At 65.9% G+C, this 16,913-nt stretch carries 13 protein-coding genes; 7 read left to right on the top strand and 6 right to left on the bottom strand.

The features are described from left to right. Window positions 1–93 precede the first annotated feature (93 nt). Complete coding sequence (locus tag LR961_RS07960) at window positions 94–687, top strand: TIGR00730 family Rossman fold protein (protein ID WP_232147945.1); 594 nt, start codon at window positions 94–96, stop codon at window positions 685–687. A 534-nt stretch (window positions 688–1,221) separates the two neighbouring features. Here the strand turns inward: LR961_RS07960 and LR961_RS07955 are convergent. Next, a complete protein-coding gene (locus tag LR961_RS07955) occupies window positions 1,222–4,125 on the bottom strand; it encodes an EAL domain-containing protein (protein ID WP_232147943.1) in 2,904 nt (967 codons plus the stop codon). A gap of 183 nt (window positions 4,126–4,308) precedes the next feature. Between LR961_RS07955 and LR961_RS07950 the strand changes: the two genes are divergently transcribed. The 5 genes from LR961_RS07950 (at window position 4,309) to LR961_RS07930 (ending at window position 8,558) form a co-directional block, all read left to right on the top strand. Next, the gene (locus tag LR961_RS07950; protein ID WP_232147941.1) at window positions 4,309–4,866 is read left to right on the top strand and encodes an RNA polymerase sigma factor; all 558 of its coding nucleotides are present in this window, start codon (window positions 4,309–4,311) and stop codon (window positions 4,864–4,866) included. Then, the gene (locus tag LR961_RS07945; RefSeq protein WP_232147939.1) at window positions 4,863–5,858 is read left to right on the top strand and encodes a hypothetical protein; all 996 of its coding nucleotides are present in this window, start codon (window positions 4,863–4,865) and stop codon (window positions 5,856–5,858) included. Before LR961_RS07950 ends, LR961_RS07945 begins: the two co-directional genes overlap by 4 nt. Before the next feature lie 45 nt (window positions 5,859–5,903). Then, window positions 5,904–6,500: a YigZ family protein gene (locus tag LR961_RS07940; protein ID WP_232147937.1), complete on the top strand. Its 597-nt coding sequence runs from the start codon at window positions 5,904–5,906 to the stop codon at window positions 6,498–6,500. Further along, window positions 6,493–8,268, top strand: coding sequence for an ABC transporter transmembrane domain-containing protein (locus tag LR961_RS07935; protein WP_232147934.1), 1,776 nt, complete (start codon window positions 6,493–6,495; stop codon window positions 8,266–8,268). The genes LR961_RS07940 and LR961_RS07935 overlap by 8 nt, the downstream gene beginning before the upstream one ends. Before the next feature lie 89 nt (window positions 8,269–8,357). Next, on the top strand, window positions 8,358–8,558 hold the full coding sequence (locus LR961_RS07930) for a hypothetical protein (RefSeq protein WP_232147932.1): 201 nt from the start codon (window positions 8,358–8,360) through the stop codon (window positions 8,556–8,558). Window positions 8,559–8,957: 399 nt separating this feature from the next. Here LR961_RS07930 and LR961_RS07925 read toward each other — a convergent pair whose 3' ends face one another. The 5 genes from LR961_RS07925 to grpE all read right to left on the bottom strand — a co-directional run bounded on the left by LR961_RS07925 (window position 8,958) and on the right by grpE (window position 15,035). After that, window positions 8,958–10,073 (bottom strand): prephenate dehydrogenase, encoded by a 1,116-nt coding sequence (locus LR961_RS07925; protein WP_232147923.1) that lies wholly within the window; start codon window positions 10,071–10,073, stop codon window positions 8,958–8,960. Further along, window positions 10,070–10,978: a pyridoxal kinase gene (gene pdxY, locus LR961_RS07920; RefSeq protein ID WP_232147921.1), complete on the bottom strand. Its 909-nt coding sequence runs from the start codon at window positions 10,976–10,978 to the stop codon at window positions 10,070–10,072. Before pdxY ends, LR961_RS07925 begins: the two co-directional genes overlap by 4 nt. Window positions 10,979–11,208: 230 nt before the next feature. Next, a complete protein-coding gene (dnaJ, locus tag LR961_RS07915) occupies window positions 11,209–12,333 on the bottom strand; it encodes a molecular chaperone DnaJ (protein ID WP_232147919.1) in 1,125 nt (374 codons plus the stop codon). Between the two features lie 128 nt (window positions 12,334–12,461). Beyond that, window positions 12,462–14,378, bottom strand: coding sequence for a molecular chaperone DnaK (gene dnaK / locus LR961_RS07910; RefSeq protein WP_232147917.1), 1,917 nt, complete (start codon window positions 14,376–14,378; stop codon window positions 12,462–12,464). A 141-nt stretch (window positions 14,379–14,519) separates the two neighbouring features. Then, complete coding sequence (gene grpE, locus LR961_RS07905; RefSeq protein ID WP_232147916.1) at window positions 14,520–15,035, bottom strand: nucleotide exchange factor GrpE; 516 nt, start codon at window positions 15,033–15,035, stop codon at window positions 14,520–14,522. 183 nt (window positions 15,036–15,218) lie between these two features. Here grpE and recN point away from each other — a divergent pair, with 183 nt between their 5' ends. Beyond that, window positions 15,219–16,886, top strand: coding sequence for a DNA repair protein RecN (gene recN / locus LR961_RS07900; RefSeq protein ID WP_232147914.1), 1,668 nt, complete (start codon window positions 15,219–15,221; stop codon window positions 16,884–16,886). Window positions 16,887–16,913: the final 27 nt, after the last annotated feature.

Genomic DNA, 16,913 nt, shown 5'->3' with positions numbered 1-16,913 from the left:
TCCGGCGGAGCCTTCTTGCTTTTGCATTCCACCGAAACCGCGCCTGTTCATGCGCGGAATCCGGACACCTTTCCCATCCATCAGGAAATCCAAATGAAGTCCATCTGCGTCTACTGCGGTTCCAACCCCGGCGCCAAGCCCATCTATGTCGAACGCGCCACCGAACTGGGCAAGCGCATCGCCAATGAAGGCCTGCGCCTGGTGTACGGCGGCGGCCGCACCGGCTTGATGGGCGCGGTGGCTGATGGCGTGCTGGCCGCAGGCGGCGAAGTCACCGGCGTGATCCCGCAGCACCTGGTGGACATGGAAGTGGCGCACAAGGGCGTGACCACGCTGGAGATCGTCGGCTCGATGCACGAACGCAAATCGCGCATGTTCGATCTGTCCGACGCCTTCGTCGCGCTGCCCGGCGGCTTCGGCACGGCCGAGGAAATCTTCGAGATGCTGACCTGGCGCCAGCTCGGCATCGGCAAGAAGCCCTGCGCGTTCCTGGATATCGACGGCTTCTATCAGCCGATGATCAGCATGATCGATACGATGGTCAGCGAGCGATTCCTGCACCCGGAACAGCGCGAGGACCTGTGGTACGGCGAGGATTCAACGCAGATGCTGGAGTGGATGCGGGCTTATTCGCCGGCGCAGGCGGACAAGTGGTTCGACGAGAAGAAGCGCAGCGCACTGCGGTAAGACATCGGCGCGTGGCGACGCGCCAACCACCACGGCGCCTTGGGATCCCCTGAGGCGCGGTTTGACGAGAAGAAGCGCAGCGCATTGCGGTAAGACATCGGCGCGTGGCGACGCGCCAACCACCACGGCGCCTTGGGATCCCTGAGGCGCGGTTCGACGAGAAGAAGCGCAGCGCGTTGCGCGTCATTGCCCTGTAGGAGCGGCGTCAGCCGCGAAGCTGACGACGGATCCGACGATGGAACACCTGCAACTGCAGCCATGTCGACAACGGCTGCATTGCCAGTCTCGCGGTTGACGCCGACCAAACGCGTAGCGACTACCTGCCGTAGCGGCGCCTGATCGCCAGCATCTCGTCAGCGGACAGCATTGCCAGCTTCGCGGCTGACGCCGCTCCTACACGAGGCAACGGCTCACCGCAGCGGCGCCTGCTTGCGACCGCCATGGATATAGCTGCAACTGCCGGCGCCCCATCGTCGGATCCGTCGTCAGCTTCGTGGCAGAAGCCGCTCCTACATGACGCGATGATGCAACAAATCAATCGCGCAGCAGCGTCTGTTCGCGCGGTGACGGGTAGCCCAGCAGATAACCTTGGCCAAAGCTGCACCCCAGATCCATCAGCGTCCGCATCTGCTGCTCGGTCTCAACACCCTCGCCTATCGTCTCGATGCCCAGGGTCCGCGCCAGCGACAACACGCCTTCGACCAGCGCCAGGGTGTTCTTGCCGCCCTCTGCATGCAGGCCGGCAACGAAACTGCGGTCCACCTTCAACGCACTGATCGGGAACCGGTGCAGGTACGACAGCGCCGAGTAGCCGGTACCGAAGTCATCCAACTGCACCACGATGCCGCGCTCGCGCAGCTGGTGCAGGGTGCGCAGGGTGCGTGGTGCATCCTCGAGCAACGCCATCTCGGTAATCTCCACGCGCAACCGGTTCGGATCGGCACCAGCATCATCCAGCAACCCAAGCAGTCGCGTGGAAAACTCCGCCGAACGGAAATGGCGCGGCGATACATTCACCGACACATAGCCAAGCTGCGAGCTGGCAAGGTCGGCCATCACCTGTTCGTAGATCAGCCAGTCCACCTGTTCGATCAGGCCGCTTTCCTCGCCCAGCGCCAGGAAGTCGCCGGGCAGCAGCAGGCCACGTCGCTCATGCCGCCAACGCAGCAAGGCTTCGTGGCCGATCACCTGGCCATCGTGCAGTGACACGATGGGCTGGTAGAACGGGACGAAGTCCTGCTTCTTGATCGCACGCCGCAGATCCGCTTCCAGCTCAAGGCTGCGCATTGCTTCTTCATGCATCACGCCGTCGAACATGACGCAGCGATCCTGGCCCTTGATCTTGGCCCGATACATGGCCGCATCGGCGTCACGCAGCAGATCGGCGCCGGAAACATAGCGCGGATTCCACAAGGCGATGCCAATGCTGCCGGACGGAAACAGCTCGCGGCCGTCCACCCACATCGGTGCTTCCAGCGCCTTGAGCAGGCGCCGGCCAAGCTCCATTGCCGCTTCGGCGCCCAGCTCGCAATCCACCAGCAGCGCGAACTCGTCGCCGCCCAGACGCGCGACCACATCATCCTGCCGCACAAGGCCCACCAGCCTGCGCGCCACTTCCACCAGCATCCGGTCACCGGCAGCGTGACCAATACTGTCGTTGACCCATTTGAAGCGATCCAGATCCAGGAACAGCAGCGCGAAATGCGGGGCCACGCCCTGCTCGGCGCTTTCGATGGCGCGCTCCAGGCGGTCCTGCAGATGCAGGCGATTGGGCAGGCCGGTCAGCACGTCGTGCATGGCCAGGTGGGTCAAACGTTGTTCGGCGCGCAGGCGCTCGCCGATCTGCGCCAGCAGCTGCTGATTCACTTCACCCAACTCGTGGGTGCGCTCGCTGACGCGCTGTTCCAGATCGGCATGGGCCTGCACCAAGCGCTGCCGATCGCGCTGACGGGCCAGGCTGTTGCCGATGGTGCGCGCCACGAACACCAGCAGGCGCTGGTCGTCGGCGGTGAACACCACATCCGGGCTGTAGCTCTGCACCGCGATCACGCCGGCCACTTCGTCATCACTGAACAACGGCACGCCCAACCAGCAATGCGACCGCGCGCCAAACTCCTGCACGGCACCACTCTTGATCAGCAGGTCGATGTCCGCGCGCATCGCCAGCACCGGTTGCCGGGTGCGCAGCGTGTACTCGGTCAGGCCGTCACTGAAGGGGCGCGGCGCGCGCTCCCGGTTGAAGCGGTCCACCGAATAGACGAACTCGATGCCGTCGCCGGCCGGGGTCACCATCGCCACATAGAAATTGCTGGCATCGAGTAGACCGCCGATGATCCCGTGTACCTGCGCGTGGAACTGGGCCTGGCTGTGGCCGCTGATGGCCAGCTCGGAGATATTGAACAACGCCGCCTGCAGCTGTTCGGCGCGGCGGCGTTCGATGATCTCCTCCTGCAGGTGGTCGTTGATGCGCTCCAGGTCGTGGGTCCGTTGCCACACCCGCTGTTCCAGCTGAAGGTGCGCCTGGTGCCGGTCCATCGCGGTAAGAATGTGCTTGGCCACGAAATTGAGCAGCGCGCGCTCTTCCACGCCATAGCAACCCTCGGCCACGTAGCTCTGCACAACGATCGCGCCGCAGACGCGGTTGTCGCGCCACATCGGCACGCCCAGCCAATCGGCGCTTTCCGCGCCTTCCATGGCTTCGTTGGGGTCATCAAGAAACTGCAGCAGCTCGCGCGAGGAGCCGCTCATCACCCGCCCCTTGCGCAGCACCGCGAAGGTCAGGCTGCCGGGCATTTCCTCGTAGTAATAGCGGCGTCCCGGCTCCGGCGCGAAGCTGTCCTGGGTGTCGACGAAATACAGGAAACGCAGACTGCTCTGCTGGTCATCGCACTCGATGATGTAGCAGTTGTCGGCATACATCAGCGAGGACAGGATGCGGTGGAAGTAGGACAGCATCTCCGGCATGGCCAGGTCGGCGCCGGCCAGGTCGGCGATCTCGAACAGGGCCTTCTGCAGCTGCTTGGAACGTTGCAGTTCTTCGATCTGAAGACGCTGGCTCATCGTTTCCAGAGCACAGCCGATCAGCACCCGCGCGGTCCCCTGCCACGCTTCGCGCTGGGCCGGGGTCAACGCCTGCGGTGCATCCACCAGCGCCACCAGATGCGCGCCGGTCTCGTGTTCCCATTGCAGTGTGCAGGCCAGCCGGACGTTTTCCACGGCCTGTCCACCGCGCAGCACCTCGCGCGCGTGCCTGCGCAATGCCTCGGCCCCGTGCGGGAAACAACAACTGCCCTCGCCCAGCGTGATATCACGCCATGCCAGCGCCACCGCGCTTCCGTCGGGGAGCAGCCCCTGCAGCGTGGCCACCACGCTTGCGGCAGGTGAATGGGTGTCGACACGCGGCGTTTCGGTACGCGCTTCAAGCTCGCTATACGACATGTATCCGTTCTCTTTGGGCCACGGCGATCCGCGGCGCCCCCCTATGTGCCGCAGCATAACGTCCCCCGGCCGATCCACGCCGGCACCCGCGGGTTTTATTTTTGCTTCACATTTCTGAATGGCCGCGAGGGCGCATCCGATCCCCGCTAGGCAGAAATCTGCCGAGCACTTAGGCTTCGCCACGTGGATACCGCCGTGCAAGCCCCGACCGACGAAACCCTGATGCTGGCCTACGCGGACGGCGACAGCGACGCGTTCGCCCAGCTGTACGCCCGTCACCGCGCGCGCTTGTTCCATTTCCTGCTGGGACAACTGCGGGACCGCTCGTTGGCCGAAGAGCTGTTCCAGGATGTCTGGCAGAAGATGATCCACGCCCGCGCCGGCTGGAAGCCGGAGGCGGCCTTCGCCACCTGGCTGTTCCGCATTGCCCACAATCGGCTCAACGATCATTGGCGCGCCGCCCGGCATCGCCCGGCCGCTCCGGAAGACGCCGACGAGCGCACCGCACGGCTGGCCGACAACCACACCCCGGAACTGCTGGCCGACGAACAGGCCCAACGCCTGCAACTGCGCCAGGCGCTGGCCGAGTTGCCACCGGAACAACAGGAAGTGGTGATCCTGCGCCTAGAACAGGAACTGAGCCTGGAGGAGATCGGGCAGATCACCGGCGTTGGCCGGGAAACCGTCAAGTCGCGGCTGCGTTATGCGATGGACAAGCTGCGTGCGAGGTTGAGCGAATGAACACCCACGACAAGCTGACGCCTGAAGAAAGCGAACTGGCCCGACTGCTCGGCAGGCCCGATGCCGCCGCAGGCCCCAGCGCCGGTGTCGACGCCCAGATCATGGCGCTGGCCCGCGCGCCCCGGCCGGCCGAGGCATCACCGACGACCGCCGCGCCCGCGCGTGCCCAACGCAGCGGCTGGGGGCGTCGACGCCGTGTGTTCTCCTCGCTGGCAGCAGCGGCCTCCTTGGTACTGGTGGTTGGCCTGGCATGGCAACTGCGCCCCTTGCCGCCGCCGCAGGAACTGCCGCAGGTCAGTACCGAAACCGATCCGGTGCCGGCACCCGCCCGCAGCACTGCGCCAGCCGCACCTGCATCGGCTGATACGGCCCGCGACCAAACCACCGACACCGCAGTAGCTGCTACCGCGCAGGAAGCAGCGCCGGCACCTGCGGAGAAGAACGTCCTCCCCGAACCGGCTCCGGCAAAGAAGACCCAGGAGCCGCGCCCTGCCCCTGTCGCCGCTGCACAGCCTGCTCCGGTGCCGGCTCCAGTGGCTGCTGCTCCGGCACCGGAACCTGTCGCTGACGGCTACCAGGCAGCACCGGTGTTCGCACCGCCGGCACCACCTGCCCCGCCTGCACCGGCCGTCGCGATGCAGCAGGATGCCGCTCCCGCCGCGAGCACCGCGCCGCCAGCAGCGGCTCGGGCTGAAACCAGCGCACGTCAACGCGCCGCGGGGGCGCGTGAGCAGGTGTTTTCCGCACCGGTGCCGGCCATGCAGGCCGAGACCACGGACAGCGAAGCCGCACCGGCCACCTTCCGCTTGGCGCCTGCGTCCGTGGACATCTCTGCCGACATAGGCCTGCCGCGTCGTCTCTGGCTGCAGAAGATCCGCCAGCGCCGCGATGATGGCGATCTGCTAGGCGCCCGCGCCAGCCTTGAACGCTTCGTGCAGGACTACCCCGAAGCACGCATTCCGCGCGACCTGCGCCCGCTGCTCAAGGACTGAGCCAGGCGCGGGCACAGGGTGGTTCCAGCCACTAGAATGGCGCAGATGCTCGACACCCTTGCCGCACCTGCCAGCCATGAGCTGGAGATCAAGCACAGTCGCTTTCTCGCCTCGGCCGCGCCGATCAGCAATGCGGCCGACGCGCTGTCGTTCATCGATTCGGTGTCGATAGCCGACGCCACGCACAACTGCTGGGCCTATCGGCACGGCAACGAGTACCGCTCCAGTGACGATGGCGAGCCCGCCGGTACCGCCGGGCGGCCGATCCTTGCCGCCATTGACGGCCAGGGTTATGACCGTGTCGCGGTGGTGGTGACGCGCTGGTACGGCGGCATCAAACTCGGTGCCGGTGGGCTGGTCCGCGCCTACGGCGGCAGCGCTGCCGAATGCCTGCGCCTGGCCCAGCGCAGCCCGCTGGTGCCGATGACCGAACGCATCCTGTCCTGCGGCTTCGAGGACATGGGCATCGTCCACACGCTGCTGGCCAACGCTGGCGCGGAAAAACTGGACGAACAATTCCTGGCCGAAGGCATGCGCCTGCATGTGCGCCTTCCGGCCGACCGCATCGACGCGCTGGCCATCCGTCTGCGCGACGCCACCCGTGACCGCCTGCGCCTGAGCGAGCCCACCAGCAATGACTGACGCCAAGCAAGACACTCCTTCGCCCCGCCGCCTGAAGAAGCTCGGCAGTCTTGGCACGCTGTGGCCCTTCGTGCGGCGCCATGCCGGGCTGTTCGTGGGCTGGCTGCTGGCGTTGGCGGTGTCCTCCACAGCCACGCTGAGCCTGCCAATCGCGGTCAAGCAGATGATCGACAACGGTTTCTCTGGCGGCGGTGGCCAGATCAACCAGGCCTTCATGCTGATGTTCGTGGTCGCGCTGGTTCTGGCACTGGCGACCGCAGTGCGGTTCTTCTTCGTGTCGCTACTCGGCGAGAAGGTCGTCGCCGACCTGCGCGACCAACTGTATGCACACCTGATCGGCCTGGACGCCGGCTTCCACGACCGCAACCGCAGTGGTGAGCTGGTCTCACGCCTGTCCGCCGACAGCGAACTGCTGCGCAGCGTGATCGGATCGACCATGTCCGTTGCCCTGCGCAGCACCGTCACCGTGATCGGCAGCATGGCCATGCTGTTCGTCACCAGCCCGCGTCTTGCGCTGTACTCGCTGATCGGCATTCCGTTGGCGGTGCTGCCCATCGTGCTGGGCGCACGCAGGCTGGAGAAAATCTCCCGCGCCAGCCAGGACCGTGTCGCCGACGCCAACGCACTGGCGGCCGAGACCCTGGGGGCGGTGCGCACCGTGCAGGCGCATGCGCGCGAACCCTATGAGCGCGGTCGCTTCCAGGATGCGCTGCGCGTCACCATCGCTACCGCGCGCCGCCGCATCGGTACTCAGTCACTGGTCACCGCGATCGCGATGGTGCTGGTGTTCGGCGCGATCGTCGCGGTGCTGTGGTCCGGCGCCCATGAGGTGGTCGACGGCCGCATGAGCGCAGGCACGCTGGGCCAGTTCCTGCTGTACGCGCTGATCGGCGGCGGCTCTGTGGGTGCCCTTGCCGAGGTCTGGAACGAGCTGCAACGTGCGGCCGGCGGCATGGGACGCATCTCCGAACTGTTGAATGAAACCCCGCAGATCACCGCGCCCGCGCACCCGCAGCGGTTGCCGACGCCGCTGCGTGGCGAAATCCGCTTCGAGCAGGTGTCCTTCCATTACCCGCAGCGCCCCGACCGGCCGGCGCTCAACGAGTTCAGCCTGACCGTGGCGCCCGGCGAAACCGTGGCGCTGGTCGGCCCTTCCGGCGCCGGCAAGAGCACCGTGCTGTCGCTGCTGCTGCGCTTCCACGACCCGGACGAAGGCAGCGTGCTCATCGACGGCGTGGACCTGCGTCAGCTTGACCCAGCGCAGCTGCGCCAGAGCATCGCATTGGTGCCACAGCAGCCGGCCCTGTTTGCGGCGAGCGCCGCAGACAACATCCGCTATGGGCGGTTGGAAGCCAGCGACGAGGAAGTCCGCGCGGCGGCGCGCTCGGCCGAGGCGGATGAATTCCTGATGCAGCTGCCCGAAGGCTACGCCAGTGACCTGGGCGAACGCGGCACGCGCCTGTCCGGCGGCCAGCAGCAGCGCGTGGCGATCGCCCGCGCCCTGCTCAAGGACGCACCGGTGCTGCTGCTGGATGAAGCCACCAGCGCACTGGATGCCCAAAGCGAGCGCGCGGTGCAGCAGGCGCTGGAGCGGCTGATGGCTGGCCGCACCACGCTCGTCATCGCCCACCGCCTTGCCACCGTGCTCAAGGCCGACCGCATCGTGGTGATGGACCACGGCCGCATCGTCGCCCAGGGCACGCACGCCGAGCTGCTGGCACAGGACGGCCTGTATGCCGAACTGGCGCGGCTGCAGTTCATCGATTGAGAACGCCCCGGTAACGGTGGGATAACGCCCACCGGCGCAAGCTCGACGCCCGGTGCATGCCGCACCGCTTCCCGATCAGGAGGCAAGCCATGGCGTTCCGACAGTTCCCCGCAACCAGCGATGACGGCGAAAGCTGGATCGTGATTGAATTCAGGGATGAAACCGGTGGCGCGGCGCATTCCACCCGCTACGAGTTGTCCGATGGGCGAGCGCTGGTGCGCGAAGGCAGCCGTCTTTCCACCTCCGATGGCGAGATCAACCTGTCGCTGACCCAGCCCTATCGGGCCTGATGCTGAATGCGCTTTGCGAATATGGCCCTAAGCTGGTCAATATTTGAGCAAGTGTCTTGACAGCCTACTGCCCCAAGGGCTGCCAGCGCTTATCCACATGGTTGTGAACATTTCATCCACACCCCCTGTGGATTAGTACAGCGCCGTCTCAGCCGTTGAGACGCAGTGGAAGCTGGGCTTCCCGTAAGGGCGACTCCGAAGCTGGCGTTGCTTGGGGCCGCTGAAAAACTCCCCCCTCCCCAGCCCTCCCCTTGGCTGCGCCAAAGGGAGGGGGCGGTTTTGCATGTGCTGCCAGATTGCCGCGAAAGCCGCTTTTGCCCCCCTCCCTTTGGCGCAGCCAAGGGGAGGGCTGGGGAGGGGTAAGCCTTTGAAGCTCTCCAACAAAACCCCAGCCGAACCTCAACGCCCCAACACCCGCCCAATCCCGCTGCGGTCGATCTCTTCGGCTGCCGCCGCCAGTACTTCCGCCGCGTAGGCCTGCACGAAGCCCATGCGGAAGTGCACTTCGCCTGCCGGCGTTCGCGAGGAATGAATCGAGGCCAGGTTGATGCCGTGCCGCTCGAACACGTGCAGCAACTCGCGCAACGAGCCGGCGCGGTCCTCCGGCAGGTGCACGCTCATCGCCCGCTGGTCGGTCAGGTCGGCCAACAGATAACCCAATCGCTCGAAGCTGTAATTGCCATCGCGCAGCGTCTGCTCGCCCACCGCCTCGCGGTTGTTCGCCAGGAACTGCTGCCGGAACGCCGCGCGCGCCGCATCATTGCCCTCGGCCAGCAAGCCGCGCAGGCGCTGCAACTGCTCCAGCAGATGGTCCAGCACCTCGCCCGCATGCGGGTTGCCGAACTGGATGTCTTCGTAGATGGCCGGGTTCAACGACAGGATGCGCGAAATGATCGTCGCATCCAGTTCGAACGCGGCCGAGCGGTACGGCATCAGCTCCTGCAGCGAACCCAGCATCGGCGCGTATTCGCGCAGCACACCGGCCTGGGCCAAATGCGTGGCATGCACCATCGCCTGCACCAGCGCCATTACCCGGTCATGGTGCTCGGCGCTGCCACGCACACATTCGGCCTGCAGGGCGATGCACAGCTCGTCCAGCCAGGCCTGCCAGCGCGCATCCAGGCGCGCCTCGCACACCACCATCACCCTGCCCTTCAGCGTCGGCGCCTTGGGCGGTGCGGTCATTGGATGCAGTCCGGCCACCGATGCCTGCGATTCCAGCATCGCAGCCACCGGCTCGGCCTTGATCGAGGTGACATCCAGCCACAGCCGACCGCGCTCGCGACCCGCCGATTGCCGCACGTACTCGCGGATCAGGCCGGGCGTGTAGCGGATCGGCGCCGAGAACAGCAGCACCTCTGCGCGTTCCAACAGTTGCTCGGGCGTCTGTGAATCCGGATCGACCGGATCATGGCCGATGACCTCCAGCCCCATCCGCGTCTGAAAGAAATCGCGCAGCCAACGGCCGTAGGCACCGCCGCTACCGACGATGCCAATGGTCGGACGCAGGCTCACGCCAGGCGCTCGGCGCGGAAGCGGTGTGGTGTACCCAGCGCCGCCGGCGCGGCCGCCAGCACGTCGAATTCTTCAACGCCGTGGATCAAGGTCGATTCCAAGGCTGCGTGCACGCCGGCAATTGCGCGGCCCACTGCATCTTCGAACGTGTGGCCCTTGAGCAGGAAGGCAACGATCAGCGACATCAGCACGTCGCCGGTGCCTGCCACGTCCACCGGCAGATGCGGCGAGGTCCAGCGCCACACTTCGTTGTGGCCAATGGCCAGCGTCACCAGTTCGCCCGGATCGCCGGACACCGAATGCGCGATCACCCATTCCGGGCCACGCTCAAGCAGGGTGCGTGACGCGGCGATGGCGTCGTCCTGCTCCAGCGCCGGCATGCCAGTCAGGCGGCCCAGCTCGAACGCGTTGGGCGTCACCAGCCACGCATGGGGCAACAGGCGCTCGGCGAAGACCCGCTCCAAGCCGGGCTCGACGTAAGGGCCAGTGTGGGTGTCGCCGATCACCGGGTCCAGGCAGTAGCGCAGGCCCGGCGATTGCGGCAGCACGTCATCGAGCCAATCGGCGAATGCCGTGCCGTTGCCGACGCTGCCGAAGTAGCCGGAAACGAGCATCCTGGCCCGCTGCGGCAGGCCGCGTTCATGCGTGCCCAGCAACAGGTCGGCGAACCAGTCCGCCGGCAGCACACGACCGCGCAGGGTCGAATAGAACGGCGCGTTGCTCAGCAGCGTGGTGGGAATCTCCGCCACGCGCAGGCCCAGCGCGCGCAGCGGCGGCACTGCGGCACTGTTGCCCGCATATCCATAAACCAGTTGTGATTGGACTGAAATCACGTCCACCGGCGACGGCCCATCGGGGCGTTGTCGGCGACCGTGCACGAGATGGCTGTGGTCGACTTCGTTCATCGCTGCATTCTACGTCCGCGCATGGTCAAGCGGCTGTGGACGATTGCGCGCGCAACCATCACTTGACCCGGAAACAACAACGCCGCAGCGGGAGCTGCGGCGTCATGATGAAACGGGCTGGGTGGCTACCGCTGTCGTGGCTACAACCTCTAGCCATCACTCAGGTCGTCATCCCCGCGAAGGGGCAGCAATGACGGCATGCGAACAAAAACGCAGAGATCAAACCCCACTCAAGGCGAGGTCATGCGGTCCCAGAAGCCCTTCACGCCATCGATGAAGGTTGCCGACTTGGGCGAATGCTTGCGTGCGTCCTCACCGCTGAACGTCGACTCAAACTGCTCCAGCAACTTGCGCTGCTCGGCGGTCAGGTTGACCGGCGTCTCCACCACGATGCGGCAGTACAGGTCGCCTTCGGTGCGGCTGCGCACCGACTTGACGCCCTTGCCGCGAAGGCGGAACAACTTGCCGGTCTGGGTTTCGGACGGGATGCGGATTTCCGCCTCGCCGCCCAGCGTGGCCACACGCACGATGTCGCCCAACGCCGCCTGCGAAATACGGATCGGCACCTCGCAGTGCAGGTCATCGCCATCGCGGGTGAAGATGGCGTGGTCACGCACGCGCACTTCCACGTACAGGTCGCCCGGCTGCGTGCCCGGCGGGCCGGCTTCGCCTTCGCCCTGCAGGCGGATGCGGTCACCGGTATCGACGCCGGCAGGCACCTTCACCGACAACACCTTGTCTTCCTCCACCCGACCATTGCCATGACAGGTCGCGCACGGCTTGGCGATGATCTGACCGCGGCCGTCGCAGTTGTGGCAGGCCTGCTGCATGGCAAAGATGCCGCGCTGCACGCGTACCTGGCCACGACCGCCGCAGACGTTGCAGGTTTCCACCTTGCCGTCTTCCGAGCCGCTGCCATCACAATCGCCGCATTCGGCCAGCGTCGGAATCTCGATACGGCGCTCGACGCCGGCCACCGCTTCTTCCAGATCCAGCTCCATCACATAGCCGATATCGGCACCGCGACGTGGCTGGCGCGGGCCACCGCCGCCGCCAAAGATGTTGCCGAAGATGTCGCCGAAGATGTCGTTCATGTCCGGGCCGCCGGGGCCGCCGCCACCGCCCATGCCGTGTTCGAACGCGGCATGGCCATGGGCGTCGTACATGCGCCGCTTGTTGCCATCGGACAGGGTTTCGTAGGCTTCCTTGCACTCCTTGAAGGAGGCTTCGGCAGCCGCGTCACCAGGGTTACGGTCCGGGTGGAACTTCATCGCGCAACGACGATAGGACTTCTTCAGCTCTTCGTCGCTGGCGGTGCGGGCCACGCCCAGTACTTCGTAATAATCGCGTTTCATCGGCACACAGGCATTGGATATTCGGAATTGGGGATGGCCGGAGCCATCGGGCTTTCAGATACCGGAAAGGGATCCGGGAGCCAGAACCATGGTTCTGAATCCCGAATCCCCATTACCAGCGTCCGGCCTTACTTCTTGTCGTCCTTGACCTCGGTGAACTCGGCGTCCACCACGTCATCGGCGGCCTGCCCAGCACCACCCTGCGGCGCGGCACCGCCCTGCTCACCGGCCGAAGCAGCGGCGTACAGCGACTGGCCGGCTTCTTCCAGGGCCTTGGACTTGGCTTCGATCTGCGCCTTGTCGTCGCCCTTCATTGCCGTTTCCAGGTCGGCCAGCGCGGCTTCGACCTTGCCGATCACATCGCCGCCGACCTTGCTGCCATGCTCGTTGATGGCGGTGCGGGTGGCGTGGATCAGGCCGTCAGCCTGGTTGCGGGTCTGCACCAGCTCCTGGAACTTCTTGTCTTCCTCGCGGTTGGCTTCGGCGTCGGCAACCATGCGGTTGATTTCTTCTTCCGACAGACCCGAACCGGCCTTGATCTCGACCTTCTGTTCCTTGTTGGTCTTCTTGTCCTTGGCCGACACGTGCAGGATGCCGTTGGCGTCGATGTCGAAGGACACTTCCACCTGAGGCATGCCGCGCGGTGCCGGCTCGATGCCGGACAGGTCGAACTTGGCCAGCGACTTGTTGTAACGGGCCTGCTCGCGCTCACCCTGCAGCACGTGCACGGTCACGGCCGACTGGTTGTCTTCAGCGGTCGAGAACGTCTGCGATGCCTTGGTCGGGATCGTGGTGTTCTTTTCGATGATCTTGGTGAACACACCGCCCATGGTTTCGATACCCAGCGACAGCGGGGTCACGTCCAGCAGCAGCACGTCCTTGACGTCACCGCCCAGCACGCCGCCCTGGATCGCGGCACCCAGTGCCACGGCTTCGTCCGGGTTGACGTCCTTGCGCGGCTCCTTGCCAAAGAACTCGGTCACCGCCTGCTGCACCTTCGGCATGCGGGTCTGGCCACCGACCAGGATCACTTCGCTGATGTCGCTCGAACGCAGGCCGGCGTCGTTCAACGCAACACGGCACGGTTCGATCGACTTCTTGACCAGGTCTTCGACCAGGGCTTCCAGCTTGGCGCGGGTCAGCTTGATGTTCAGGTGCTTCGGGCCCGACGCATCAGCGGTGACGTACGGCAGGTTCACTTCGGTCTGCTGCGCGGTGGACAGCTCGATCTTGGCGCGCTCGGCAGCGTCCTTCAGGCGCTGCAGGGCCAACGGGTCCTTGCGCAGGTCGATGCCCTGGTCCTTGTTGAACTCGTCAACCAGGTACTCGATGACGCGGTTGTCGAAGTCTTCGCCGCCCAGGAAGGTGTCGCCGTTGGTCGCCAGCACTTCGAACTGCTTCTCGCCGTCGACGTTGGCGATCTCGATGATCGACACGTCGAAGGTGCCGCCGCCCAGGTCGTACACAACGATCTTGCGATCCTTGTTGTCGCCCTTGTCCAGGCCATAGGCCAGCGCGGCCGCGGTCGGCTCGTTGATGATGCGCTTGACGTCCAGGCCGGCGATGCGGCCGGCGTCCTTGGTCGCCTGGCGCTGGCTGTCGTTGAAGTAGGCCGGCACGGTGATGACCGCTTCGGTGACCTTCTCACCGAGGAAGTCCTCGGCGGTCTTCTTCATCTTTTCCAGCACGCGCGCGGAGATTTCCTGCGGCGCCATCTTCTTGGCATCGCTGGTCTGCACCCAAGCATCGCCATTGTCATGGGCCAGGATGCCGTACGGAACGTGGGCGATGTCCTTCTGCACTTCGGCGTCGGTGAACTTGCGGCCGATCAGGCGCTTCACCGCGTAGAAGGTGTTCTTCGGGTTGGTGACAGCCTGGCGCTTGGCCGAGGCACCCACCAGCACTTCGCCGTCCTTGGTGTAGGCAACGATGGAGGGCGTGGTGCGGTCGCCTTCCGAGTTTTCGATGACGCGGGCCTTGCCGCCGTCCATGATCGCCACGCACGAGTTGGTGGTGCCGAGGTCGATACCAATGATCTTGCCCATGGGGGACTCCTGAAGATTCGTTTGCCGGCAGCCGCCGGGGATGAATGGGATGTGGGGGGCGGCGCGATGACATTCAAGCCATCCCCGGAACACTGTTTGCTGTTGGCTGGCCTCGTTTAAGCGACGGCCAGCCAGCGGGGGTCAGTCGACCCGGGCGACCACCACCAGCGCCGGCCGCAGCAGGCGCTCGTTGAGCAGGTAACCCTTCTGGAACACCGTCACCACCGCACCCGGCGTCACGCCGGCCGGCGCTTCCACCTGGCTGATGGCCTGGTGGTGCTCCGGGTTGAACGCCTCACCGACCGGGTTGAGCAGGGTCAGGCCGTTGTCGGCCGCCACCTTCAGCAACTGCTTGTAGGTCAGCTCCAGGCCCTCACGCAGCGGGCTTGGATCGGTGCCGGCAGCAGTGAGACCGGCATCCAGGCTGTCGAACACCGGCAGCAGTTCGCCGAGCAGCTTCTCGTTGGCGAACTTGCGGGCCTGCTCGATATCACGGGCCACGCGCTTGCGCTGGTTTTCCAGGTCGGCACGCTCGCGCAGCGATTCGGCCTTGACCTGCTCCAGTTCCGCATGCAGCGCCTGGATCTGCTCCTGCTGGGCGTCGGCGCCACCTGCGGCGGCGTTATCGGGGTCGAATTCAGTGTGCTCTTGGTTCATTTCCGGTTCCCTGGCGGATCTTCTGCCGCCTACCTCGCCCCGTATGTGGGCTGTACCGACGGTTTCAAGGTTCCAGGCTCAATCGGTGAGATTGATGCCCTCTAATCTGCGCGGGCCCGCGACTGCCACATTGACCTGTCCGGCGCACATGCTAGCTTTGCCCGGCCTCGGAACCTGCCCACCATGCTCAGACATCTCTCGATCAAGGATTTTGCCGTTGTCCGCGCCACCGAACTGGAATTCGGCCCCGGCATGACCGTGGTTTCCGGTGAAACCGGTGCCGGCAAGTCGCTGATGGTGGACGCCCTGGGCTTCCTGTCCGGGCTGCGCGCCGATTCAGGCGTGGTCCGCCATGGCGCCAGCCGCGCCGAGCTTTCGGCCGAATTCAACCTCGTCGACGGCAACCCGGCCCACCAATGGCTGCTCGACAACGATCTGGACGACGAAGAACAGTGCCAGCTGCGCCGCGTGATCCGCGCCGATGGCGGCTCGCGGGCCTTCATCAACGGCCGCCCGGTACCGGTGTCGCAGCTGTCCGAACTGGCGGGTTTTCTGGTCGAAATCCACGGCCAGCACGACCAGCAGGCGCTGCTCTCGCGCCCCAGCCAGCTGGCCCTGCTCGACGCCTACGCCCGCAACGACAGCGAGCGCGCGGCAGTACGCGCTGCCACCGCCGCCTGGCAGGCACTGCTGGACGAACGCGACGCGCTGTCCCAGCAGGGCGATGTCTCCGATCGCATCGGCTTCCTGGAACACCAGCTGGGTGAGCTGCAACGCGAGGATCTGGAACCGGCCGCCGTCAACGCGCTGACCAGCAGCCACCGCCGCCAAGCCCATTCCACCGCCCTGATCGAAGCCTGCCAGCGCGCCGGCGGCATCCTCAACGGTGACGACGACGCCCCGTCCCTGCTCACCCTGCTGCAGCAGGTGCGCAGCGAACTGACACGGGTCAGCCAGCACGAACCCCGCCTGGCCGACGTTGACGGCATGCTCGACGCCGCCGGCATCCAGTTGCACGAAGCCCTTGCCCAGTTGGACCGGGTCCAGGACGACCTGGACAGCGACCCGGACGCGTTCGAGGACATCGAACGCCGGCTCGGCCGCTTGCACGACCTGGCGCGCAAGCACCGGGTCCCGATGGAAGAGCTGATCGCCACCCGCGACCGCCTCGAAGCCGAACTCGAACAACTGCGCGGCACCGACGAGCGCCTGGCCAAGCTGGCCGGCGAGATCGACAAGGCCAGCGCCCACTGGCAGGCCCAAGCAGCGGCCCTCACCGGCAGCCGCCAGATCGCAGCCAAGGCACTGTCGGAAACCACCAGCACCCTGATCGGTGAACTGGGCATGGGCGGAGGCCAGTTCCTGATCGCGCTGGAGCCCCAGCCGCAACCTCGCCCTGACCCCAACGGCGCCGAGCGGGTCGAATTCCTGGTCGCCGCCAACGCCGGCCAGCCGCCACGCGCCCTGCGCAAGGTCGCCTCCGGCGGTGAGCTGTCACGCATCTCGCTGGCCATCGAAGTGGCCGCCCTCGGGCTGGATGCGGTGCCGACCATGGTCTTCGACGAAGTGGACTCGGGCATCGGCGGCGCCGTGGCCGACATCGTCGGCAAGAAGCTGCGTGCATTGGGCGAGCGCCGCCAGGTGCTGTGCGTAACCCACCTGCCGCAGGTCGCCTCGAAGGGTCACTCGCATTACCGGGTCAGCAAGGCACCGGTGGAAGGCATGACCCCGAGCGCGGTGGAACTGCTCGACGCCAAGGGCCGCGAAGAAGAGCTGGCGCGCATGCTCGGCGGCGCCGAAGTCAGCAAGGAAGCCCGCGCCGCCGCCCGCAAGCTTCTCACCGAAGCCTGAGCGCGCAATTGACTCCCTTCTCCCACT

The organism is Stenotrophomonas sp. SY1, from assembly GCF_021202945.1.
Lineage (GTDB): Bacteria > Pseudomonadota > Gammaproteobacteria > Xanthomonadales > Xanthomonadaceae > Stenotrophomonas.
This window is presented reverse-complemented; position numbering and strand designations above follow the sequence as displayed.